Source organism: Brevibacterium sp. JSBI002, assembly GCF_026013965.1.
GTDB lineage: Bacteria > Actinomycetota > Actinomycetes > Actinomycetales > Brevibacteriaceae > Brevibacterium.
In genome coordinates this window covers 3,384,659-3,407,853 of sequence record NZ_CP110341.1, presented here as the reverse complement: position 1 = coordinate 3,407,853, position 23,195 = coordinate 3,384,659, and the positions used below count along the sequence as shown (strand labels likewise).

Here is a 23,195-nt window from a genome sequence, read left to right as displayed (position 1 = left end):
CGCCTCGGCGAGGATCTGCCGGAGCCGCACGGGAGGGTGCGCGCACCGCCCCTGCGCCAACTGGAGGCGGGGCGGCTCGATAGAATCGGGACCATGCCTGAAGCTCCCAATGAACACCTCGGCCACGACGGTGCCGCCTACCCGGATTCCTACTATGTGCGGCTGTCCGAGGACCGCCTCGTCTCGACGCTGCACAGCCAGGGCGCATGGCAGCCCGGCGAGCAGCATCTCGCGCCCGCCTCGGGGATGGTGCTCGCCGAGATCGAACGTAGACTGCCCAGCGACAAGCTCATCTCCCGGGTGACCTTCGACGTCCTCGGCGTCATCCACTCCGGTGAGTTCACCATCGACGTCAACGTCGTCCGTCCCGGCCGCACCATCGAACTCGTCGAAGCGCATATGCGCCACGGGGAGCGCACCAGCGTGACCGCTCGAGTGTGGCGGCTGCAGGCCTCCGACACCGAGGCAGTCGCCGGCGACGAATGGTCGCCGATGCCGCCCGTGTCCGAAGTGCCCGAGGTCCCGTTCACCGGCCGCTGGGGTGGTGGCTTCATCGCGTCGCTCGAGGGGCGTCAAGGAGCGGACGCTCATCCGGGCCGCGCACAGTCCTGGGTGCGCAGTCCCTATCCTCTCGTCGACGGCGAGATCGACCCGCCGACCGCGGCCTTCGTCAAGTTCGTCGATACCGCCAATGGCCTGGCCGTTCGCGAGGATCCGAAGACGACCTTCTTCCCGAACGTCGACCTCTCCATCCACCTCACCCGCGTGCCCGGGGCCGGCTGGGTCGGCTTCGACACGAAGGTTGCCTTCGGGCCGACCGGCCTGGGGCAGACGACGAGCGTGCTCAGCGATGTCGACGGTCCCATCGGCACGGCCGTGCAGTCCCTGACCGTCCGCCGAGGTCAAGGCGCGGTATGAGTCCGCGGCCGCGTGCCCTCATCACCGGAGCGAGCTCCGGGCTGGGACGCGGCTATGCCCGCACCCTGGCCGCCGAGGGCTACGACCTCGTCCTCGTCGCCCGGGATGAGGCCCGGTTGGAGAGCTTGGCTGCGCAGCTGCGAACCACGCAGAACATCCACGCCGAGGCGGCCGTGGCCGACCTGTCGACCCGTGACGGTATCGACGCGGTCAACGAGATCATCGAAACGCAGCCGATCGACGTGCTCATCAACAACGCCGGCTTCGGTCTGCCAGGGACGTTGCTGGATACCGACGCTGCCGAGCTCGATGCGCTCGATCGGGTGCTCGCCGGGGCGGTGAGGGAGCTGTCGCTGGCGGCGGCTCGGCGCATGCGGGCCCGCGGTCGCGGAGGCATCATCAATGTCTCCTCGCTGGCGGCGGTGACGACAATGGGACAGTACGCCGCTTCGAAGGCGTCGACTCTGGTCTTCACCGAGGCGCTCGCCGGGGAACTCAGAGGCAGCCCGGTTACGGTCACCGCCGTTCTGCCCGGTTTCATCCGGACGGAATTCCACAGCCGCCTCGGCGTGGAGCGTCCGGGGCCCGGCCTGATCTGGCTCAGCGTCGATCAGGTGGTGCGGGAATCGCTGCGTGATGCGCGGGCGGGCAAGGTCGTCTCGGTGCCGGGGTGGGGATACCGTCTGGCCGCGCTCGTCGCTCCGGTGGTGCCGCGCCCGCTCATGCGCTGGGGGTCGACCGGATTCTCCTTCGCCCGCACCCGTGGGATGTGACCTATATGCAATTTTCGGCAGGAGCGTCACATCTGAGTTGAGGATTGAACTACCTGGAGCTGGGCCTGTGACCAGGGGTTTTATTCTGATCGCTTCTATGCTATAGAGCCCGACAGGATTCAAGACGGAGCGTGAGATTCTTTACAAGCGACACGAAAGTGTGGTCAAATTAATGTGTTCGCCCGGTGGGGATCGGGTGGACATAACGGACGTATGGGGATGCGTCCGGGTACTCGAGGGGAGTGCTGCGAGGACCCCGGGATGTCGCGATTACGCGCCCCGGGGTTCTTGTCATTCACAGCCGTTCTTCGCAGCCGCCGACGTGAGGACTGCACCAGCGGGTCCGAAGTGAAGCGGCTCCGGGCTCCGCGCGGTGCCCCGCAGGATCACCTGGGCAGCCGAGACCCCTTCGGTGGATTCGAGGTCGGCGGCGACCGCCCGCACTGCGGATCGACGTCACCGTCGAGGACGTATTCGTCGACGAGGAGGCCGCCGATGGCTGAGAAGCCGATGGCTGAGAACGAGACCGTCCGCGGATTCGACGAGGCGGCGGTCTCGGCTCGCCTGACCGAATCCGTCACCGGAGTCGACGGGGTCACCGGCCTGGCGCCGGGGCTGCGCGACATGATCGCCAATGCGGCCGCACGGGTGATGCGCCGCAGCACGTGAACGGCACAGAAAAAGGTGGGTAGCCCATGTTTGAACCTGGGCTATCCACCTTTTTCTGTGCCGTTGCCGACGGGTCAGTCGGCCTTGCTCTTCGAACGTCCGGTGATGAGACCCCAGACGATGAGCACGATAAGCGAGCCGCCGATCGCGCAGAGCCACGACGACAGTGAGAAGAACTTGTCCATCTGGGCGCCGAAGATCATGCCGCCGAGCCAGCCGCCCAGCATGGCTCCGATCACGCCGAGGATCAGTGTGGCGAAGAAGCCGCCGCCCTGTTTGCCGGGCAGGATCGCCTTAGCGATGGCTCCGGCGATGAGTCCGAGGATGAGATATGCGATGAAACCCATGTTGCTCACGTCCTTCCTGAAAGCACTTGACCGGCTGGGTTGCGCGGTGTTGTTGACATTCTACAACTCACTGTAGTCGAGAGTCGAAAGGTGTGTTGATTCTTTATAGCGTCGGTACAGGAGCAGGCGCGACGAAATCCTCACGCTCCAGATCTGTGCCGTCTGTCACGTCCGCATCCGCCGCCGTCGCTGAGACGGCGCTGAACGGTCGCCCGAAACCCGCGCATTAGACTGGAGACCATGACCGACAGCACTGACACTCGCCGACAACTGCTCGACCTCATCGACGAACTCGCCGTGGTGCGCGGCAGGGTGACCCTCTCCTCCGGCAAGGAGGCCGACTACTACCTCGATCTGCGTCGGGTCACCCTCGATCATCGTTCGGCTCCGCTCATCGGTGACGTGGTGCTCGATCTGCTCGACTCCCACGGCCTGCTGGACAAGGTCGACGCCGTCGGCGGCCTGACCATGGGCGCCGATCCCGTCGGCACAGCGGTCATGCACCGCTCCGTGGTCCGGGGCACCCCGATCGACTCCTTTGTCGTGCGCAAGCAGGCGAAGAAGCACGGAATGTCCCGTCGCGTCGAAGGCCCCGATGTCAAAGGCAAGCGCGTCGTCGCCGTCGAAGACACCTCGACGACGGGCGGGTCCGTGCTCACCGCCGTCGAAGCACTCAGGGAAGCCGGCGCCGAGGTGGTCGCCGTGGCCGTGGTCATGGACCGCGACACCGGCGCCAAGGAACGGGTCGAAGCCACGGGAATTCCGTACCTGACCGCGCTGACGACCGCGGATCTCGGACTCGACTGAGACCCGCCTCGGCGAGGCGGGGCGAAACCGTGCCGCCTCGGCGAACTCGGCTCACCGATCACGACCTGGGACTCGACTGGCAATTCTGTCGAAATCGAGGACGTGGTTTGAAACAAGTCTCTTATTTCAACACGATAGATGAGACACTCCCCAAGAACTGTTTGATGTAAAGGATGACGCGTGCTCACACTGAAAGAGGTTTCCCTCCGCAAAGGGAAGCGGACATATCTGGACGAGGTGAGTTTCACCGCCGAGGCGGGCCGGATCACCGCAATCGTGGGAACCCGCTCGGCGGGCCGCACCGAACTGGTGCGCATCATCATGGGCCTCATCGCCGCTGATGAGGGCACCATCGAACTCGAGGACTTCGAACTCGACTTCGGCGACCGGCAGAACTTCGGCTATCTGCCCGCGGAACGCGGCGGATACCCGAACATGCGCGTGCTCGACCAGATCGTCTACCTCGCCCGCCTGCACGGGATCACCCTGGGCGCGGCCGAACGGAATGCGCTGACCCTGCTCGGCCACCTCGAGCTCGCCGACCGCGGCTACGCACCGTTGAAGAACCTCTCCGGGGCCGAGATCGCCCGCGTCGACATCGCCGCGACCCTGGCCGCCGACCCGGACGTCGTCGTCATCGACGATGCCTTCGCCGGCCTCGACGCCGCCTCGCTGCGCCTGGTCACGTCCCTGCTGCGGGCCCATGCATCCTCGGGAGTGCCTGTCATCCTGGCCACCGACGACTGGGAGGCCGCACAGACGTTCGCCGATGACGTTGTCATCCTGAACCAGGGGAAGGTGACGGCCTCGGGCAGCGTCGAGAAGCTGCTCGGTGACCCGCACTACCGCGTCGAGTCTACGAACACCGAGGCGGCCGCCTCGGCGCTGAAATCCCGAACGGGAATCAGCGATGTGAAGACCGCCGGACGCGAGGGCTCTGCGGTGAGCTTCCGCGCGAAAGATGCGAAGTCAGCCGCGGCTGCCGTGGCCGAGCTGAAGAATGTGAAGAACTTCGAAAGTGTCCGCCCGACACTGGCCGAGCAGTACAAGGAGGCTCTGTAATGGCGCGCAAAGACAATGGTGCGAATGACGAGTCCCCGGAACCGCTCGTGTCCAAGGGCACGGCCGGCGAAGGCATCGACGACCTCGGTGTGCCCGTCGACGACGATGTGATCGAAGACGAGACCACCGCCGAGGAGGGCGACTCGGACGACGAGGCGACCGCCGCCGAGGCGAGCAAGGGGTCGGCCGCCTCGGCGAAGAAGGACACCGACGCGAAGGCTCCAGCTGCGAAGGAAACGGTCGAGTCCGGCGCCACCGCCGGCCTCGACGACGTTCCCTTCGAACTCGCCGAGGACACCCCCGATCCCGACGAGCTGCCGGAGACCGGACTGGTCTCGGAATTCGTCGATGTCGGCAACCGTCAGGCCGCATGGCTCGTCTCGAACCGTGAGTCCACCACGGCCATGCGCAGCCCCTACTTCCTGGTCACGGCCGCCGTGATCATCCTCGGCGTGCTGGCCGCGATCATCTCCGGAATCGTCGCCGACGTGCAGAAGGACTCGGGCACCCCGACCATGGCGATGGTCGGAGTCGGCGAGCAGGCGGCGATGTACGAACAGCAGCTGGGTGTGAAGATCACCGACGCCAAGGACGCCCCCGCCGCCGAGAAGCTCGTGCGTGAGGGCAAAGTCGACGCCGCATTCATCCAGGACCCGAGCGGTCAGGGACAGCCGACGATCATCGCCCTCGACAAGCAGCCCGATGCCCTGCTCGAGAAGCTTGCGCCGAAGACCGAGGCGACGCTGCTCGAGACCCCGGCCGTCGACGGTGCCGTGGCCACCCCGCTGCTGTGGGGGATGGTCGCGCTGTCGCTGCTCGTCGTCGCCACTCTGGGGACTGCGCTGTATCAGAACCTGCGCTTGGAGAAGCGCAACCGGATCACCGAGATCATCGCAGCCACGATCCCGCCTCGCGCCTCGGCCTCGGGTCGGATCACGGGCATGCTGACCCTGGTCATCGTCCACCTCGTCGCAGCAGCCGTCATCACCGAGCTCGGACTCTCGCTGTCGGGCAAGACGTCTCTGGCGTTCGCCATGCTGCCGGGCCTCGGCTGGTTCGCGCTGGCCCTGCTGCTCACCGCCTGGTCGGTGTTCGCGCTGCTCGTCTGGGCTTCGACCGTCGTCGGCTCCAAGGCTCGCGCCACCTTCCTCACGATCATCGGCGTCATCACCGTGGCGGGCTTCTTCGCTCCGGTCCTCATCGGACCCTCGGGCACCGTCGCGAAGGTGCTGTCGTGGACGCCGTTCACCTCGCCGCTGGGCATCGCCGGCCGCTCCTTCGCCGGACAGGCCGAGTGGTGGGAGGGCCTCGTCGCCGCCGGCATCGCTCTGGTCCTCGCCGTCATCCTCCATGCTCTGGCCTCGGGCGCGTACGTGCGCTCGGTGCTGTCCGGAGGCGGACGCGGCGGCAAGACCGTGAAGATGAGCAAGCGCGCGCAGAAGGTCGGTGCCGCCACCTCGGCGAAGGGATCTGCGAAGTCGGACTCGAGCGCCGATGATGCGGATGATGCCGATTCGGACGCCGCAGACGACGAGAAGTCGGCGGCCGCCTCGGCGAAGGAATCCGGCACGAATAAGTCAGACGTGAAGTCCGGCGGGAAAGACGAAAAGGACGAGAAGTCGGCGGATGATTCCCGCGACGACAAGTGACCGAAAGCGCTGAACCGCAGGTGGGGGTCGGTCCGTGGACCGGCCCCTGGCCTGTGGGCGAGCACTTCGATCCGGAGCTGCTGGCCGAGGGCGATCGGCGCAATGTCGTCGACAAGTATCGGTATTGGAAGCACGATGCGATCGTGGCCGATCTCGATGATTCGCGGCACGACTTCCACGTCGGAGTCGAGAACTGGCAGCACGATCTCAACATCGGTTCGGTCGTGCGCACCGCCAACGCCTTCAACGCCGCCGCCGTGCACATCGTCGGCAAACGCCGCTGGAACCGGCGCGGAGCGATGGTCACCGACAAGTACCAGCACGTCATCCACCATCCGAGTGTGGACGACCTGCTCAGCTGGTGCGCCGAGAACGACGTACCGCTGCTGGGCATCGACAACTTCCCGGACTCCGTGCCGCTGGAGACCTACGACCTGCCTCGGCGCTGCCTGCTGCTGTTCGGGCAGGAAGGGCCGGGACTGAGCGAGGAAGCGCATCAGGCGAGCCGGGACGTGCTCTCGATCGCGCAGTACGGGTCGACGCGGTCGATGAACGCCGCAGCCGCCGCCGCGATCACCATGCACTCCTGGATCCGCCGCCACGTCTACGACCAGCCCGTGAGCTGAGCTCGCTGCCGGCGGCTGAGGCCTCGCAACGGAGGACCTGGTCCCCTTGAGGAAGTCCCGTCCTCCTCGTGCAGGAGGCCGTGGTCTCGCCGAGGAGGCTCTGTCCTCCTTGCGCACGTGCGGTTGACGGCATTGTTGGGTCGATCCACGGTGTTATCCGCGCTCAGATCGCCGCGGATCGCCCCAACAATCCAACTCTGCCCGAGTGCAGTGGAGCCCGTCGCCGTCACGGAGGTTGCCGAGCGGCATACTGAGACGAAGAAGCGCCGAGGCGGCACGACGATGATCGTGCCGCCTCGGCGCTTCCGTGCTGCCGGGATCCGGCCGCCTCGGTGGGCGTTGATAGGCCCCGACGACGCAGCGCCGCACGCTCGGGGTCGAACGTGCGGCGCTGAAGTGCCGCTGCCTCAGCTGAGGTCGGCGGCGTGGGGTTCGATGAGTCCGCCGAGTTCGGCGAGCTCCGCGGTCAGCGAATCCGAGTCGTCGAAGGTGCGGGTCATGACCGTCAGGCGCTTGGCGTAGTGACCGATGGGGTATTCCATGGTCATGCCGATGCCGCCGTGCATCTGGATCGACTCCTGGCTGATGTTGCGGGCAGCCCGGTCGACGATGATCTTCGCGGCGATGACGTCGCGGTGGCGGTCCTTCTCGGCACCGGGAACCTCGGAGGTCACGGCCAGGCGAGAGTACAGAGCCATGCTGCGCGCGTACTCGAGTTCGGCGTAGAGGTCGGCGGCGCGGTGCTGCAGAGCCTGGTTCGCACCGATCGGTGCACCGAACTGCTCACGGGTCTTCAGGTACTCGGCAGTCATCGTCAGCGAGGCTTCGAGCGCACCGACGGCCTCAGCCATGATTGCGGCGTTGCCCAGGTCGAGGACTTCGGACAGCACGGCGTTGGCATCGGCGGCGTCGAGGCGCTGGGCGGCGACACCCTCGAGCTTGAGGTTCGCGCTGCCCAGGCCATCGGCCTGGCGCTGAGCCACACGAGTCAGACCTTCGGCATCGGCGGCGACGAGGTAGAGGCCGAGTTCGCCGTTCTGCGTGGCGGTGACGATGAAGTGATCGGCGACGTCTCCGCCGAGCACGTTGTTCTTCTCACCGGTGAGGGTGAAGCTGCCGTCTGCACCGGAGACCTGAGTCTGCGGAGCGTCGACCGCGTAGCGCAGTCCGGGCTCGAGCGCTGCGAGAGCGAGGAAGGTCTGGCCCTCTGCCACACCGGGCAGGATGGCCTGCTTCTGCTCCTCGCTGCCGCCGAGCAGAACGGCATTGGCACCGAGGACTGCGGTAGCCAGGAACGGTTCGAGGACGAGTGAGCGACCGAACGCCTCGGCGACCACGGCCACCTCGTTGAAGGTCATGTCCGCGCCGCCGTAGGACTCGGGGATCGCAAGTCCGAGCAGACCCATCTCGGCGAAGGCCTGCCATTTCTCGCGGGAGATGCCCTCGTCGCTGCGAAGTATCTCTTCGCGCTTTGCGATGTCGTACTCGCTGCGCAGGTACTTGTTCAGTGTGCTGGCGAGTTCTTGCTGAATGTCGTTGAGTTCAAGATCCATTGTTGTCCTTCTTGGGAGATCGAGTGAGCGTCGGTATCTCAGAGACCGAGCAGTGCCTTCGAGATGATTCCGCGCTGCACCTCGGACGAACCGCCGTAGATGGTGACCTTGCGGGTGTTGAAGTAGCCGGGCAGAGCGTCGACAGCGCCGTTGGGCAGGTCGGACAGACCCTGGCCCTGCACGCGGTCGGAGACGAAGTCGAGACCCTGCGGGCCGAGCACGTCGACGAGGAGCTCGGAGATGTCCTCCTGCAGCTGGGAGCCCTTGAGCTTGAGCACCGAGGAGCGCGGATCCGGCTTGTCGGACCCGGCGGCCTGGGTCGAGAGGATCCGCAGCTGGGTCATCTCGAGCGCAGTGAGTTCGGCTTCGATCTTCGTCAGACGAGCGGAGAACAGGGGGTCATCCAGCAGAGTGCCGCGAGCGGTCTTCGTCACCGCGGCATAGGCCTTGGCGCGGGCGAGGTTGACCTTCGAGCCGCCGATGCGGGCGATTCCGGTGCGTTCGTTGCCGAGGAGGAACTTCGCGTAGGTCCAGCCCTTGTTCTCTTCGCCGACGAGGTTCTCGACGGGCACCTCGACATTGTCGAAGAAGACTTCGTTGACTTCGTGGCCGCCGTCGATGAGCTGGATCGGACGGACGGTGACGCCGGGGGTCTTCATATCGATGAGCAGGAAGGAGATGCCGGCCTGCTTCTTCACGTCCGGGTCGGTGCGCACGAGGTTGAAGATCCAGTCGCCGTACTGGCCCAGGGTCGTCCAGGTCTTCTGGCCGTTGACGATGTACTTGTCTCCCCGGCGCACCGCGGTGGTCTTGAGCGAGGCGAGGTCCGAGCCGGCGTTGGGCTCGGAGAATCCCTGCGACCACCAGATGTCGATGTTCGCGGTGGCGGGCAGGAAGCGTTCCTTGATCTCCTGCGAGCCGAAGGTGGCGATGACGGGTCCGACCATGGAAACGTTGAACGGCAGCGGCTGCGGAACGCAGGCCAGCTGCATCTCTTCGAGCCAGATGTGACGCTGCACGGGGGTCCAGTCCTGGCCGCCCCATTCGACCGGCCAGTTCGGCACGGCGTAGCCGTGCTGGTTGAGGATCCGCTGCGAGGTGACCATGTCTTCCTTGCTCAGCTCCTGGCCGGTGGCGACCTTGAAGCGGAGCTCCTCGGGGATCTCCGTGCGGTAGAACTGACGCATCTGCTGCGCGAACTCGCGCTCTTCAGCATTCAGTAGGGTGTCCATGCGAACTCCTTATAGATCGTTCAGTAACTTGATTCCAATGGTACGGTCCGGTGTTCGGGCTCACAAGTGGGAGACGGGTCCGTCGGCGGTACAAGGGCGCCGGTGCCGCACGCGAATAGAACAGACGATGAATTTGGCATCGGCGGTGGGTTGATCCGGTATGCGGCGGTGAATGACGCTGAGTAATCGCTGTGGTCGCGATGAAAGAGCATTTGAGCGTGTAATCTGAAATACAGGCGAAGTATTGCAGATTTGTTACGTTGAGCCCTTTGGCAGGTAACAGAATTTTAACATTGCAGCGCTGTGCGGGTTCGAATCGCTGCCGTGGTCCTATTATCTAGGCATTGCTTCCGCCGGTCGCGGATGAATGATCAAATAGTTCAACTACATATGGAGCATGGAAAAGCGAATTCCCCCTATGTCGCTCGAAATGCAATCACTGAGAGAAGTGGACGGATGATTGCCCAATCCCCAAGCGGCTGTGCCGCTGGCGAAACGCCGGGTGTGGATCCCCTCGGGTCCGATCGCGGATCCTGCTGTAGTTGCGCCTCGTGCAATGGGGCGTTGAGTGCTGTCAATGTCGACGGCTGCGGCGAATCGGGTGAGACGGGTGTTGCGATCCGTGGGCTCAGCCAGTTCGTGATCAGACAATGCTGTACTGCGAAATGCCGGTCGTCTACTCGCAACGTCTCGATCATGGACTCCGATGCGGAGTCGAATGAAGCTGTCCGCATAGGTGAGATGAAATGACCTCGCCTGTCGTGTCGCGCCCTTCCGCTGTCGGCTCGACTGTGGCGCGGCAGTCCGAAATCGCCGACATCGTCGCTGTCCTTTCAGATTCGACCGCTGATGGGGTGCTGGTGATCGGCGCGACAGGAATGGGAAAGACCACGGTTCTCAACGCGGTTGCGGCGAACCTCGCACCCGAAGCCCCGGTATTCCGGTTCCGGGGTTCGAATCTGATAGCTCACAGGAATCTCGGAATCTTTGAGATTCTGCTCACCACCGAGGGGGCAGCTCCTGATGAGATTTCGATGGGCGCGGCATTCTCGATAGTGTCGCGGTTCTTTGCGCGTGCCGTGGTCACGCAGGTTCCCATTGTCGTCGTCGACAATGCTGATCGGGTGGACGAACAGTCGCTGTCGATCATCTCGCAGCTGGCGGCCGAAGGACGGATCAGGGTTCTCGCAGCTGCCGAATCGATTCGTCAACCCGTGGATCTCCTTGCAGTTCTGTGGCGTGCCGGAAAGCTTGTTCGTGTCGACTTGGACGGCCTGGACAGCTCGGCAATCGCAGCCTACGCACGAGAAGTCGGCTACGAAGTCGACAATCAGGTGATCGCCGACCTCCGTACGAGGTCACGAGGAAATCCTCGGTTGCTCAGTCGTCTCTTCACCAACATAGAATCGACTCCACTTGCGCGGCGAGGTGCTGAGGACCGAGTCATGTGGAACGTCGTTCCTTCTCAGCGCCGAATTCTCGAACTCGTCGCAATGATCAGAGCAATTCCGTACGACGCTCTGCAGACAATGTGCGATGTCGATCTGCTGGACAATCTCGTCGAGCGGGGGATCCTGACCATCGGCCGGGACAAACAATCCGAAGTGTCGTTGCTCGAACCGGCCTTGGCTCTGGTAGTGCGAGACAGCATCCCCCCGTCGCGTTCCCTGGAGATGCTCCGGGAGGTCCTCCCATCCCTTGATTCCATGACGCTCCACGGCGCTGCGCTGTTCGGAAAGGTCATCTGGATGCAGGAATGGGGGGTCCCCGGCGACTCTCAGACGGTTCTGAGAGCGGCGCTGTGGGCCAACGCGTGTGGAGACCATTCCGGTGCAGCGCGGCTTTTGAGAGGTGCGAATTCGGATCATCCAGAGCTTCAGCTCGAACTGGCGCGCGCAGAGTACGGCCGAGGTGAGAACGTCGACGCCGAGGCCATCCTCGAGCGTCTCATCGCCGCATCATCCGACGGAGACGGCTCCGATCAGTACCTCTCACGCCTCGCATGTCTCGAACTGCGAATCACAGACCCTCGCGAACCTCAGAGTCTGCGAACCGGGTGGATTCGAGATCGTCTGGTCAGCTCAGTGGACATCGGCCGACTCGAAGTCACCCAAGCTCAGTTCGAGATGCGAGGCGGTCGCTTCGACTCTGCGCAGAGTATTGCTGAGCGGGTCTTCCGCGATTTCAACTGCCTGCCGCGACACCGGCAGCGCGCCTGTACGCTTCTCGGGCTTGCGGCTGTCATACGAGGTCGGATCGAACTTGGAACCACATATCTGGTCCAAGCAGAGGCGATGCTCGAGCTTCCCGACAACACTAGTTTCGAAATCGAGGATTCGACCCCCCAGCTGTTCGCCGGCCACTATCTTGCAGGTTCCTGGGACAGAGCGAGGGCGGCTCTGAGATATGCGCCTTCGGGGATGGACATCGGAACAGCAACAGCTCTCGTCGATCTGTGGACGGGACACATCACGCGAGCCCACCAGAACTTGGACAGAACACCCCGCGGTCGGGAAGTGCCGGAGCAGGACGAGACACTCAGGATCGCCGCACTGCATCTGGCAGAGGGTTATCTGCGGCTGCGCGAGGCATCGACCTCCCGTGCGACGAAGACAGATCAGGGAGGGCGAAGTACAAGGCGCAGTGACAAAGTGAAATTCGACCCGTTCTCGGCCAGGAGGGCATCCGAGCCGATCCAAGGAGTGCCGCACCCCGACTACACCTGGTTGCAGGACTTTATGATTGATCTTTACGAACTCCAGTCTTTCGCACTGTCGAGTCCGGAGAAGACGGCTGCGGACCTGCACAAACTCGGTGCGGACGCCTATGCGCTCGGCGCGCACACTCTGGCCGGCTATGCCTGGATGGAGGCGAGCCGTCACGGCGACACGTCGGCACAGTCGGATCTCAGCCGTGTCGCAGACAAGATTGACGGAGAGCTCGGCAGATTGGCGGCAGCCGTCGCGCGTGCATATGGCGACGGCGAAGAGACAGCGATGATCGATGCTGCAGCAGCGGCGCTGGACTTCGGCGCCGTCGTGATTGCCGCCGACCTCGCTCGTACCGCACGGGACAGGGCAGTTCAGAAAGGTGACGCGGTCGGCGTCAAACTTGCCCGCGCGTTGTTGGACTCCAGTCTGCGCGCGATCACCTTCGACGCCGATGGTGTCGACCTGTCGACAATGCTCACCGATATTGAGAAGAAGCTGGTGTTCGGCGTGGCCGATGGATCCAGCAATGCCGAACTCGGTGCGCAGCTGCATCTGTCGGTTCGGACCGTGGAATGGCACCTCGGTCGGATCTATCGTCGGCTGCACGTCAGCGATCGTCAGGAACTCAAGCAGATCGCCTGGAGGCGGGCATGACCGGACGAATGATGCTGCACCGCCCGCCTCTGCTGGGGCGCGAAGACGAACTCCGGGTCATCGAAGAGACGTTGACCGACCGATCCTTGGTCGGAGTCCTCATCAACGGCGTTGTCGGAATGGGCAAGACCCGATTGGCGAGGGAAATCCATCGGCGGCGAGGCGGGCAGGAGACTTGGCTGCGCGGCGATCGAGTGCTGGGCGCAACGCCCTTCGGCGTCTTCGCGATGATCGTCGACCTCGACGATCCGGTCGGTCTGCCCAGACGAGTGATCGACGCGTTGACGGGAAGTGCTCAGACTCCGACTGTGTACGTTGACAACGCTCACTACCTCGATGAGCGCAGTATTCGCATCCTCACGCAACTGGCCTCCGACGGCACGATTCGGATTGTGGCCATGACACGACAGTCCGCTGTGAGGAATTCGTGGCCATTCGCCGAGCTCGTTGACGAACAGGCCATGGCTCAGATCACCCTCGGCCCTCTGACTTCGGATGAACTGCGCAATGCAATCGAGTACAGCTTCGGAGGAATAGTCTCCCAGGCGGTATTGGATATCGTCGACTTCCACTCCGGACGCAATCCCGGCAAGTTGTTCGAACTCCTCGGATACTGCAAGCGGAAGAACCGGCTACTGCTGCGCAACGGTGTGGTCATACTCGATGGACTCGACACGGACTTCGACGGTCGGGCGCGTGATTTCGCGCGCATAGATCTTGACGAGTATTCGGAGGACGAGAGAACCGTCCTCGAACTCGTGGTCATGGCCGGTGAGATCGAGATCGGGCTTATGCTCTCGCTCGGGCTCGGAGCAGCGGCAGATCGGCTTGTCGATCTCGGTGATCTGCGGATCGTCAGCGGTTCGAGTCGAGTCTATGTTGCGCGTGAGCACCACGCGTCCGAGACGGTGCGCGTGAGCATTCCCATCGGCCGCAGTCGAAAGTGGTACGGAATCGTCCGCGACTATCCGGACGATCCGAGCGAACGATCTCGGATGCTCCGGACGGAATGGGCATTGGGCTGCGGGATAGAAGTCGAAGAACGACAGATCATCGATGCCGCCATGACTGCGATCGAAGCTGCCGAATGGCATCGCGCCCTGCGGATCATGGCCGACGTCCACACCGCCGACCTGAACGCCGCGGAACTCTACGAACTGGCCTATCTCTATTGCAATGTCGGACAGGTCGAGCTCGGGCTCGACCTGCTCGCGCGGTCCCTGCAAAAGGCGTGCTGTCCCGGACTGGTGATCGCCGCCGCCGTGGTCTGGGCAAACCGTCAGGCCACACACAGGTCAGTCGCTGTCGAAGCAACAGACTTCGTCGCCGCCCTAAACAGAATCGCCGCCCACGAACGCAGCTGCTGCTCCGAGGGGAGGTGCGCCGACCACCATGCAGAGCGCAGCCAGGCGGCGAAATGGTTTGCGGCCGATAGCCTCAGCGTCGAGGCGGCGAAGGGTCTGCTCCAGACGATTCGATCCGTCGTCGGTTCCGGCATTCGCCATGACAAGGGGTCGTTCTCTCGACGGCCCGATGCAGAGCTCTTGCGCAGCCATGCTCTCGACGATTCCTTACCAGATGTGTACCGAATGAGCGCGGGACTGGTCTGCGGCTCCTTCGAAGTGGAGAGTGGTCGCCCTGGAAAGGCAACCGAGATCCTCGCGCTCGTCAAGCGCGAGCTTCGATCGAAGGGTATGGGAGACCATCTTCTGAGAATCCTGGATGCCCGCTCCCAGATAGAGCTGGGAAACCTCGGCGCGGCTCGACTTTCACTGCAGGTGCCGCGAACCAACGACATCGCCCAGCTCGCAGCGCGGAGCGGAGCGAGCGACATCGTGGAAGCCGAGATCCGGCTGCGTGAAGGCGAACTCGAATCGTCGCTGCGATTCGCTCGTGCGGGGGTCGAGGCGCTGGACTATTGGAATCAGTCGACCGCTCTCGCCTCCGCCCTGGGTCTGGCACAGTACGTCGCTACGCTCAATGGGGAATCGCAGATGGCGGAGGATTTCGATGGCCGCTTCGTTCGCCTCGTCCATTCGAGCTTTCAGATGGAATACAGGCGAGCATCCGTCTACGCGCTCATCTCTCGGCGGCTGCGTAACTCCGATTCAGAGGCGGAGAGACAGCTGCATCAGCTGCTCGAGGACGCTGAGAGGGCAGAGGTCTTTGGGCTGGCCGCTCATATTCGCTACCTGCTCTTCCGCCATTTCGGCGAGGTCGATGTGGAAGCGATGTGTCGGCTCGCCGAATTGGGGGAAGGTAAGGAACTCCGATTCATAGGAGCAGTCGGATCGGCATTGCGGGACAAGGACGCGGCGAGCTTGCTGAGAATCGCCGAGGAGGAACGGACGGCGGCTCCCGATGTTGCTGCACGGTGCGTGCAGTTGGCGAAGGATCGGCTCAAGCATCGAGGCAGTGTGCCGTCGACGGTCGTCTCCTCAGAACCGCCGATCGAACTGACGGAACGTGAGCGGGAAATCTGCGGACTTCTGGTCAAAGGTCGTTCGAATGCCGAGATCGCCGAGCAGCTCGGAGCTGCCGTTCGCACCGTTGAAGGGCATGCGTATCGCCTCTATCGGAAATTGGGAGTCACCCGCCGGCACCAAGTCGCCGAGGCGTTCGCACGGCTGAATATCGACGCCATGGGAAGAGCACGGCAGAAGACCGACAGGACGTGAGCTGCAATCGTCATAGGAAAGCCGAGTAACTGTCGCATTCTGCCTTTCGGTAAACCGCAAAGATGCCTGCATTCAGCCGGTGTGCTGCTGTTGTGAAGCTAATCTGAACTGATATCGGGAACTCTCACGGCAAACGTCGAGACCAGGCGAAATGGTCTGATCACCGTGTCGAGGAAGTCTTCGTCGGTCTCAGAGAATTCGAATTGCAGGCGGGTACCCGATGAGTCGTCCAACAGGAGTCGCGAGCGTCGGGAGAGATCATTGGGAGTTGAAGATGCGCCGATCGTGATCGGCTCCGCAGGGCGAAGGCTCTACCTCATCGACTGGTTTCGAACGGCCTTTGAGACACTCGGCCTCAACGGACGAATCATCGTCGCCGAGAACGATCCCACAAGCGCGGCCGCGTCCTATGGCGATGAGATGCGACTGTTGCCGCCCTACACCGACCCGGCCTATGCCGATGAGCTCCTGCGGCTGATCGAGGAATTCGAGCCGAAGCTCTTTCTGTCCGCGAACGACTATGAGCTGATGCATCTGCACGTGGACACGAATATCGCCGCTGGCCTGCGAAAGCGAGGGATCTTCGTCCCCGGGGTCTCGCCCGCTTGGCAGAAGGGCTGCGCAGACAAGCTCCATATGGCGCACATGCTCGAAGACATCGGAGTGAACACTCCGATGACAGTCACAGGCAATGAAGTGGACCGGCTCCTGGGCGCGGCAGGCTCCTCCGGAGAGTTCGTGGTCAAACATCGTTTCGGCTCTCGGTCCTCCGGGCTTGTCGTGGTCACCGCGAATCATCTCGATGAAGCCGTTGCGAGTTCTGCGAAAAGCGTCAGACGCCGGGCCGACAGCACTGACGTCCTCGACGAGGTCATAGTGCAGCCGTGTGCGCCGGGCAGTGAATACGGGGTGGACATCGTCTCGAGTCTGGTGGACGAAGGATCCCTGTCGGGGGTCTTCGCACGACGCAAGCTTCGGATGCGCGCCGGGGAGACTGACAAAGCCGTGACCGTCGATCCCGCGCCCTTCGCAGACGCTGCGGCGAAGATCGCTCGCGCTGCAGGACTGTCCGGGCTCATCGACCTTGATATCTTCCTCGACAGTGCAGGCACGGTTTCGGTGATCGACATCAACCCCCGCTTCGGAGGCGGCTATCCATTCGTTCATCTTGCCGGGGCCGATGTTCCGCTCTACTACCTGAGCCAGATCTTCGGAATCGCAATCGATGCAAGTTGGCGACACTACGAGTACGGGGTCGTCGCCGCCAAATACCAGGAGACTCGTGTGACCGCCCACGGTCAGCAGAGTTCCGATATGCAGTGAAGAAAGGCAGACATGAGTTCGTCAGAACCAAAACCCATCACAGAAGGCCCACCGACTCCGGCATTCGTCATCGACGAGGAGGCTCTCGAAATTCTGGTGACCCGATTCCAAAAGGCGTTGGACCGGAATTGGCCGAACTCCGTCATGTCCTACTCCGTGAAGACCAATTCGCTCCCGTGGCTGCTGAGCTACATGAAGCAGAGAGGAATCTGGGCGGAAGTCGTCTCCGATTCCGAATACGGATTGGCGCGTGTCCTCGGGTTTCCACCGGAACGGATCGTGTACAACGGCCCGGTCAAGAGCCGTGCGCTCCTGCGGAGCGCGCTGCGAGAGGGCTCACTGACGAACCTGGACTCCAGCAGAGAGGTCAGGTGGGCGGCGGAACTGGCCCGGGAGAGGCCCGACCTGAACGTGCGGGTGGGGCTGCGTGTCAATTGGGATCTCGAAGGGCTGTGCCCTGGAGAGAGCACCGTGGGCGATGCGGCGAGTCGTTTCGGCTTCGATTTCGACAACGGTGATCTCAGTGCGAACATCGCCCAGCTGACCGGGGCGGGGGCGAAAGTCGTCGGTCTGCATATGCACCGCAATTCCCGGACGAGCAGCCCACAGGTATTTCAGGCATCCGCCGGAGTGGCTTCTGAGATCATCTCGACTCTCGGACTCGAGCTGGACTGGCTCGACATCGGCGGAGGGTTCTTCGGCAGTCTGAAAGATACCGAACTGTTCGACCAGTACTTCTCCGGCATCCGTTCGACTCTCAGCGATGTCGTCGACCCACGGCGGACTCGGCTGGTCATCGAGCCGGGAGGGTCGGTGATCGCCGCTCCGGTGGAACTCCACGCACAGGTGCTCGACGTCAAGGACATCGGTCGGCAGCGCTTCGTCATCACCGATACGAGCAGAGTCGATCTCGATCCGCTCTTCCGCAAGACCACTCCGTTCGACATCAGCGCCGAGTCGGCGGACCAGACTCATCCGGAGCAGGTGCTGGCAGGATTCACCTGCATGGAGGATGATCGGCTGATGGTGCTCACTGACTACCCGACCCTGAGTGAAGGTGATCGCATCGTGTTCCGAAAGGTCGGGGCATACACCATGTCCTACGGGTCCGCGTTCATCGAATACCCTCCTGCCGTATACCTCCGTCACGAAGACGGCCTGCTCACACTCATCCGGCGTCGCTGCGACGTCGAGGACTACCTGCAGTGCAATGGCTGGTCGCATGGCCCGTCGACGCTCTCGGCCGGTTCAGCGACAACTGCTGCGAGCTGACGACGCTCGTTCAGAGGCCTTCCGGAGCAGCCGCACCGCAGTTCATGCCGGCAGCCGAGCGTGACTGAGTACCTGCGCCAGTGCTGCCTCGATCGTGACTGAGTACTGACTCGAACATGTCCGGGCATGACCACCTGTCCGCAGCCCCGGCCACCGCACGATCATGAGGTCATGAACACCACAATGACTCTGGGTGCGCGGTCGCACGTCGACGAAGACCCATGTACGAAGCGGAGCTCACGATGACTATGCAGATCCGTCTTGCCGAGCTCGAGCAGATGCGCACCCTCTTGGAGCGACACAGTGCGGTCGCAGTCATCGGCCCTCCGGGGATGGGCGGCGACGAGATGCTCGCCGCGTTGGAGGCCGAGGCCGAAGGGCCCGTTATCAGGGTTCCGATCGGGCAGGCCGAGGACGCGAGACCCTATTCCGGGTTGGAGATCATCTTCTCCGCACTGAGAGCATTGGAGCCTACGAGCTTCGGGTCTGTCCTCCTCGACAGCCGGCTGAGACAGGACTCCGGGGAGAACATGGCAGCAGCACTGACCATCGCCGACGAAGTCACTTCGCTGATCGCCGGCCTGGTCCTTGAACACCCGACCCTGGCGATCGTGCCCGATGCCGACGTCATGGATCGGCCGTCACAACTGGTTCTGGGACATCTGCTGCGCCGTATTGCGGGAAGTCGGCTGAGATTCGCTGTCTCGACCGGAGAGCTCAATCCGAGCAGTCTGCTTGCCGGTATGCCGAGCATAGAACTCAAGCGAGTGAGCGAACGTCGGATGGCTGACCTGGCAGACAGGCTGACAGGGGGCCGGACTGCCGCAGGAGTCGCCGCGACGGCGGTGCGCACCGCTTCAGGACGCCCCGCCGCACTGTGCGGAATCATCGAGCGTCTGCCGCGGAACCAGTTGGAGGGGGACCAGGCTCTCGATCTGCCGCTGCGCGTCGAGCCGAATGCCGAGGACATGGTCAAGACCGCGATGAACGGTCTCAGCGAAGGCGCGGAAGAGCTCTTGGATCTGATGTCACTGGCTCCGCTGTCTCCACGGCCCGTCGTTCTCGGAGCTTCGCAAGACAGCTGGGAATGGTTCTCGGAGCTGGAGTCCCGCGGAGTCGTCGAGAGAGACGGGACTTTCAGTCGCTGCTCGGAGGAGCTGATTCGAGCCATCAGATACGGACAGTCGACCGCCGATGCGCGGCTGAGCGGGCACATGCTGTTGGCGCAACACTGCGAGGGACTCTATCCGGAATTGCATCACTGGCACCGGTCCTTCTTCGAAGCCACCGACGATACGCCGCTGACCCTGTTCGACGACGCTTGTCATCTGGTCCAGGAGGGAATGGTGTGGGCGGGCATCGAATTCGCGGAGCGAGCGCTCGGCTTGGGGCCGGACGCAGAAGGCACCTCGACCCTTTTGAATGACCTGGCCGAGGCACTGCTGGACCGTGGACAGATCACCTTCGCCCTTCGCTACCTCGACCACGCCTCCCGCAGCGGCTCGGTCAAGGAGATGCTCCGAGCGCGGGCACTGCGGATCTGGGCCGAGTTCCTCACGCACCAGTCAGTTCCGCTTCGGCTGCGCAATCAGTGGAGCAGCAGCGAAATCGCAGAGGCGCCCATGGAGGTCGCCCAACTGCAGCTGGTCTTAGGTCTGTGCCATGCGCTGAGGCGGGAAACGGCCGAGGCGCAGGAACTGTTGGAAACCGCGTGCAGCCTTGGCGCCCATTTCGATCGGCGGTCACGTGAGCTCTCCCGATTCCTCGGGATTCTGCTCGATTGCGGGCGTGGACTTCGCGAAAGTGCGATCGCGGCGTTCCAGAGGCTCGACGCCACAGGGGAGGTCGATCCCATCAGCCTGCTGCTGCTGTCCCGCGGGCTCATGATGACCGAAGAATATGATTCTGCGCTGGCCACCTTGGACTGCCTTGACGATGGTGGGGGCCGCGGTGAGGCTTGGGACATCCAATCGCTGTACGTCCGTGCCGAGATTGCAATCCGACGCGGTGATATCGGACTTGCGATCGCGCTCATTGACAAATGCGCATCTGCCGGCGACAGCGAGCAGATGATCCGTCGTGACCGACTTCTGCTCCTCCGGTGTTGGAGACTTCTCGCGCAAGGACGTGCCAGCGATGCGGAGGTCGTTGAGTCCGAGCTCACCGCTCACGCGATGGCTTCACAGAACCGCAGTCTGCTGGCCGAGCTCAACGCGCTCCAGGGCAACTATCTCCTTCGGGTCGGACTCCCTGCGGAAGCGGTGCGGCATCTCCACCGATGCGAGGAGCTCGCATCGAATGAGCTCAACCCCAATATCATCCGGTATGAGCCGGACCTCATCGAAGCACTGCTGGCAACAGGCCGTCGGGAACACGCGGGAATGCTGGTCCAGGTCTTTCACGGAAAGGTCGAGCGGGCCCCGTCACGGTGGGCAGAACTGGCGTTGGAGCGGTCTCGCTTTCTGCTGCTTCCGGCCGAAGGCAGATTGGAGGCTATGGGACGCCTGCTCGGGTCATGGCGCCCTGAGGACTCGCAATTCGAGAAGGGAGTGACGCTGTTGGTCATGGCCCGAAAGTTGGCTGAATCGGGGGCGGACGCGGCTGCCGCAGAACGATCGCGCCTGGCAGCGGGAATCTTCCGGGAGGTCGGCTCCGACCACCTCGCCGCAGCGGCGCGACTCGAGTCCGTGGACGCACCCGAACAACCTGCGCGCAGCAGTCTCCTGGACCTGCTGACCCCAGATGAGCGAGAAGTGGTCGGACTGGTGCGCGAAGGGCTGAAGAATCGGGAGATCGCAGGGCAGATCTTCGTCTCCCTGCGCACCGTGGAGCTGCGACTGACCTCTGTGTACCGCAAGCTCGATGTCAGCTCGCGCACCGAACTCATCGCCCGACTGACCAGGGGTTCAGAGCTTCCTGCGGCGTGAGTCCAACGACGACCACAACAGATAGGCGGCAACCCGCAGGTTCGCCGCATGCCGACGTTCGAGGCCGGCGCAGATGCCTAGCATGAGAGACAGATGAAGAGCGAAGGAGCGAACAGCTATGCCGCCAACCGAAACGGACGGGCGCATCGAATCCCGTGTTCACTGGTTCAGCGCCGTCAGACAGATCGACCAATCAGCGCAGGCCGACAGATGATGACGAGATATCACTCCGCCAAGAGGATGCTCGATGTCATCGGTGCCCTCGTCGCCCTTGTTGTTCTCTCACCGGTCTTCATCGTCGTCGCCGTCCTGGTGTTCGTCTTTCTGGGGTCGCCGATCTTCTTCACTCAGCAGAGAGTGACGAAGGGAGAGAAGGTCTTCCGGCTCTGGAAGTTTCGCACCATGCGCAATGCCGCCCCCGCGCAGGGACTGGTCTCAGACGCCCAGAGGCTGACTCGGTTCGGCCGACTGCTGCGCTCAAGCAGTCTGGACGAACTCCCGAGTCTATGGAACATCCTGCGGGGTGAGATGAGCTTCATCGGCCCGCGGCCCCTGCCGACACGCTATCTTCCTCACTATTCTCCTCATCAGCGTCGGAGGCACCTGATCCGCGGGGGACTGAGCGGGCTGGCTCAAGTCAGCGGACGCAATCAAGTGCGCTGGGATGATCGGTTCGATCTCGATGTCGAATACGTCGATACGGCGAGTCTCGCTGTCGACCTGCGGATCATCCTCCGAACTATCAGAATTGTGCTGCGCGCCGACGGGATCAGTCAGGACGGCGAGGTGACCGCTGACAACTTCGGGGGAACGCTGAAGTCCGAACTTCTGGTGTTCGACGAAGTAGGGCGCACCGAGGATGTTCGGACGTGGTCGGTGCGAAGTTCATCCGGCAAGGGGGTCGGGCGCTGTGATATTTCGGTTGCCGACGGTGACGCGGTGGTGATTCGATTCGATGCGCATCCGGACGCTGACAACGATGTGGTCGTCCGACGCGAGGTCGTCCGTCTCGCGACGAACCGTGCCCGGGCAACCGAAGCGACATTCGCGGTCTGGATCCTGCCGCTGGGAAGCGAAGATCTGGCGATTCTCACTGAAGTCGGATTCGAAGGTTGTGACGATCCTTCCGACCTGTCCAGGTTCGGGCAGCGTCCGCATCCCGAACAGGCGTTCGCGGTCTGCACTCTTTGGCCGGAAACCGGACATCACATCGGCTCGTCGCAGGTCACACCGCCCACGCACTGGTTGAACGGAATGCTCCGCCGGACGCGGACATCTCAATCTTTCCGGCCATTGGAGACCGGTTCAGCGGTGGAGACGGCCTCATGACCCGTACGGAGTCGAACGGAGACTGGGCGGTGATCCCCGCAGGCTTTCGGATCCTCGTGGTCGGATCCACTGATACCTGCCGTTCTCCACTCGCCGCACGTATTCTGCAGCGAGAACTCGACGACACGGCCCCGGGCGAGTTCGCCGTCTCCAGTGCCGGCACGAAAGCTGTCATGGGACGTCCTGCGGTCGTCGAGGTGTTGGAATTGGCGGCACGACGCAACATCAGACTGCATGGTTTCGTCGCCAGTGAATTCGATGAAGCTGCTGCCCTCGAAGCAGATCTCATCCTGGTCATGGATCGGGTGATCCGCAGAGAAGTCGTCAATCGTGTCCCACAGGCCCTGCGGTTCACGTTCACTTTGCGGGAATTCGCCCGCATTCTCCCGACCATTCGTCCCGAGCGGCTGGCGGCACCAGCCGGGAGGTGGCAGTCTCTGGCCGCGCTGGCCCCGCGCTATCGCACCGCTCCGAGAGGCGACGGCAGCGATGATGATGTCATAGATCCGCTGTTCCGGTCGCTGAGGACTTTTGAACGAATGGGTTCGCAGATCTACAAGGCTGTCTCGACGATCGGGCATTGGGAAGTGCAGGAGCACGTCCACGGAGGTCATGGCTGAACTCCGACGGTCGGGCGCGCTGCTGTCCGCCGCAGGTTCTTTGCG

At 63.2% G+C, this 23,195-nt stretch carries 17 protein-coding genes; 14 read left to right on the top strand and 3 right to left on the bottom strand.

Annotation, left to right across the window (positions count from 1 at the left end):
- Positions 1-93: 93 nt before the first annotated feature.
- The 3 genes from LJ362_RS15405 (at position 94) to LJ362_RS15395 (ending at position 2,360) form a co-directional block, all read left to right on the top strand.
- A complete protein-coding gene (locus LJ362_RS15405; protein WP_264799901.1) occupies positions 94-918 on the top strand; it encodes a thioesterase family protein in 825 nt (274 codons plus the stop codon).
- A complete protein-coding gene (locus tag LJ362_RS15400; RefSeq protein ID WP_264799900.1) occupies positions 915-1,691 on the top strand; it encodes an SDR family NAD(P)-dependent oxidoreductase in 777 nt (258 codons plus the stop codon). Before LJ362_RS15405 ends, LJ362_RS15400 begins: the two co-directional genes overlap by 4 nt.
- A gap of 495 nt (positions 1,692-2,186) precedes the next feature.
- Positions 2,187-2,360 carry a hypothetical protein gene (locus LJ362_RS15395; RefSeq protein WP_264799899.1) on the top strand — a complete coding sequence of 58 codons (174 nt, stop codon included), beginning with the start codon at positions 2,187-2,189 and terminating at the stop codon, positions 2,358-2,360.
- A 74-nt stretch (positions 2,361-2,434) separates the two neighbouring features.
- Here LJ362_RS15395 and LJ362_RS15390 read toward each other — a convergent pair whose 3' ends face one another.
- Complete coding sequence (locus LJ362_RS15390; RefSeq protein WP_264799898.1) at positions 2,435-2,707, bottom strand: GlsB/YeaQ/YmgE family stress response membrane protein; 273 nt, start codon at positions 2,705-2,707, stop codon at positions 2,435-2,437.
- Between the two features lie 240 nt (positions 2,708-2,947).
- Between LJ362_RS15390 and pyrE the strand changes: the two genes are divergently transcribed.
- The 4 genes from pyrE (at position 2,948) to LJ362_RS15370 (ending at position 6,851) form a co-directional block, all read left to right on the top strand.
- On the top strand, positions 2,948-3,514 hold the full coding sequence (gene pyrE, locus LJ362_RS15385) for an orotate phosphoribosyltransferase (RefSeq protein WP_264799897.1): 567 nt from the start codon (positions 2,948-2,950) through the stop codon (positions 3,512-3,514).
- Between the two features lie 180 nt (positions 3,515-3,694).
- The gene (locus tag LJ362_RS15380) at positions 3,695-4,576 is read left to right on the top strand and encodes an ABC transporter ATP-binding protein (RefSeq protein WP_264799896.1); all 882 of its coding nucleotides are present in this window, start codon (positions 3,695-3,697) and stop codon (positions 4,574-4,576) included.
- Positions 4,576-6,225: an ABC transporter permease gene (locus LJ362_RS15375; protein WP_264799895.1), complete on the top strand. Its 1,650-nt coding sequence runs from the start codon at positions 4,576-4,578 to the stop codon at positions 6,223-6,225. The genes LJ362_RS15380 and LJ362_RS15375 overlap by 1 nt, the downstream gene beginning before the upstream one ends.
- Positions 6,222-6,851 carry a TrmH family RNA methyltransferase gene (locus LJ362_RS15370; protein ID WP_264799894.1) on the top strand — a complete coding sequence of 210 codons (630 nt, stop codon included), beginning with the start codon at positions 6,222-6,224 and terminating at the stop codon, positions 6,849-6,851. Before LJ362_RS15375 ends, LJ362_RS15370 begins: the two co-directional genes overlap by 4 nt.
- A 407-nt stretch (positions 6,852-7,258) precedes the next feature.
- Here the strand turns inward: LJ362_RS15370 and LJ362_RS15365 are convergent, their stop codons facing one another.
- The gene (locus LJ362_RS15365; RefSeq protein ID WP_264799893.1) at positions 7,259-8,404 is read right to left on the bottom strand and encodes an acyl-CoA dehydrogenase family protein; all 1,146 of its coding nucleotides are present in this window, start codon (positions 8,402-8,404) and stop codon (positions 7,259-7,261) included.
- 38 nt (positions 8,405-8,442) lie between these two features.
- Positions 8,443-9,636 (bottom strand): acyl-CoA dehydrogenase family protein, encoded by a 1,194-nt coding sequence (locus LJ362_RS15360; protein ID WP_264799892.1) that lies wholly within the window; start codon positions 9,634-9,636, stop codon positions 8,443-8,445.
- Between the two features lie 746 nt (positions 9,637-10,382).
- On the opposite strand from LJ362_RS15360, the gene LJ362_RS15355 reads away from it, so the two are divergent.
- From LJ362_RS15355 to LJ362_RS15325, 7 genes are all read left to right on the top strand, one after another.
- Positions 10,383-13,001 carry an AAA family ATPase gene (locus tag LJ362_RS15355; RefSeq protein ID WP_264799891.1) on the top strand — a complete coding sequence of 873 codons (2,619 nt, stop codon included), beginning with the start codon at positions 10,383-10,385 and terminating at the stop codon, positions 12,999-13,001.
- Positions 12,998-15,679, top strand: coding sequence for a LuxR C-terminal-related transcriptional regulator (locus tag LJ362_RS17000; RefSeq protein WP_320109133.1), 2,682 nt, complete (start codon positions 12,998-13,000; stop codon positions 15,677-15,679). The genes LJ362_RS15355 and LJ362_RS17000 overlap by 4 nt, the downstream gene beginning before the upstream one ends.
- 261 nt (positions 15,680-15,940) lie before the next feature.
- Positions 15,941-17,002 (top strand): ATP-grasp domain-containing protein, encoded by a 1,062-nt coding sequence (locus tag LJ362_RS15345; RefSeq protein ID WP_264799890.1) that lies wholly within the window; start codon positions 15,941-15,943, stop codon positions 17,000-17,002.
- 12 nt (positions 17,003-17,014) lie between these two features.
- The gene (locus LJ362_RS15340; RefSeq protein WP_264799889.1) at positions 17,015-18,274 is read left to right on the top strand and encodes a hypothetical protein; all 1,260 of its coding nucleotides are present in this window, start codon (positions 17,015-17,017) and stop codon (positions 18,272-18,274) included.
- Between the two features lie 242 nt (positions 18,275-18,516).
- Complete coding sequence (locus LJ362_RS15335) at positions 18,517-21,201, top strand: helix-turn-helix transcriptional regulator (RefSeq protein WP_264799888.1); 2,685 nt, start codon at positions 18,517-18,519, stop codon at positions 21,199-21,201.
- 93 nt (positions 21,202-21,294) lie between these two features.
- On the top strand, positions 21,295-22,530 hold the full coding sequence (locus LJ362_RS16995) for a sugar transferase (RefSeq protein ID WP_320109132.1): 1,236 nt from the start codon (positions 21,295-21,297) through the stop codon (positions 22,528-22,530).
- Positions 22,527-23,150 (top strand): hypothetical protein, encoded by a 624-nt coding sequence (locus LJ362_RS15325; RefSeq protein WP_264799887.1) that lies wholly within the window; start codon positions 22,527-22,529, stop codon positions 23,148-23,150. Before LJ362_RS16995 ends, LJ362_RS15325 begins: the two co-directional genes overlap by 4 nt.
- Positions 23,151-23,195: the final 45 nt, after the last annotated feature.

Excerpts from the sequence above, each read along its gene's own strand:
- LJ362_RS15405 (WP_264799901.1), top strand. The coding sequence starts at position 94 with ATGCCTGAAGCTCCCAATGAACACCTCGGCCACGACGGTGCCGCCTAC.
- LJ362_RS15400 (WP_264799900.1), top strand. The coding sequence starts at position 915 with ATGAGTCCGCGGCCGCGTGCCCTCATCACCGGAGCGAGCTCCGGGCTG.
- LJ362_RS15395 (WP_264799899.1), top strand. The coding sequence starts at position 2,187 with ATGGCTGAGAAGCCGATGGCTGAGAACGAGACCGTCCGCGGATTCGAC.
- LJ362_RS15390 (WP_264799898.1), bottom strand. The coding sequence starts at position 2,707 with ATGGGTTTCATCGCATATCTCATCCTCGGACTCATCGCCGGAGCCATC.
- pyrE (WP_264799897.1), top strand. The coding sequence starts at position 2,948 with ATGACCGACAGCACTGACACTCGCCGACAACTGCTCGACCTCATCGAC.
- LJ362_RS15375 (WP_264799895.1), top strand. The coding sequence starts at position 4,576 with ATGGCGCGCAAAGACAATGGTGCGAATGACGAGTCCCCGGAACCGCTC.
- LJ362_RS15365 (WP_264799893.1), bottom strand. The coding sequence starts at position 8,404 with ATGGATCTTGAACTCAACGACATTCAGCAAGAACTCGCCAGCACACTG.
- LJ362_RS15360 (WP_264799892.1), bottom strand. The coding sequence starts at position 9,636 with ATGGACACCCTACTGAATGCTGAAGAGCGCGAGTTCGCGCAGCAGATG.
- LJ362_RS15355 (WP_264799891.1), top strand. The coding sequence starts at position 10,383 with ATGACCTCGCCTGTCGTGTCGCGCCCTTCCGCTGTCGGCTCGACTGTG.
- LJ362_RS17000 (WP_320109133.1), top strand. The coding sequence starts at position 12,998 with ATGACCGGACGAATGATGCTGCACCGCCCGCCTCTGCTGGGGCGCGAA.
- LJ362_RS15340 (WP_264799889.1), top strand. The coding sequence starts at position 17,015 with ATGAGTTCGTCAGAACCAAAACCCATCACAGAAGGCCCACCGACTCCG.
- LJ362_RS15335 (WP_264799888.1), top strand. The coding sequence starts at position 18,517 with ATGACTATGCAGATCCGTCTTGCCGAGCTCGAGCAGATGCGCACCCTC.
- LJ362_RS16995 (WP_320109132.1), top strand. The coding sequence starts at position 21,295 with ATGAAGAGCGAAGGAGCGAACAGCTATGCCGCCAACCGAAACGGACGG.
- LJ362_RS15325 (WP_264799887.1), top strand. The coding sequence starts at position 22,527 with ATGACCCGTACGGAGTCGAACGGAGACTGGGCGGTGATCCCCGCAGGC.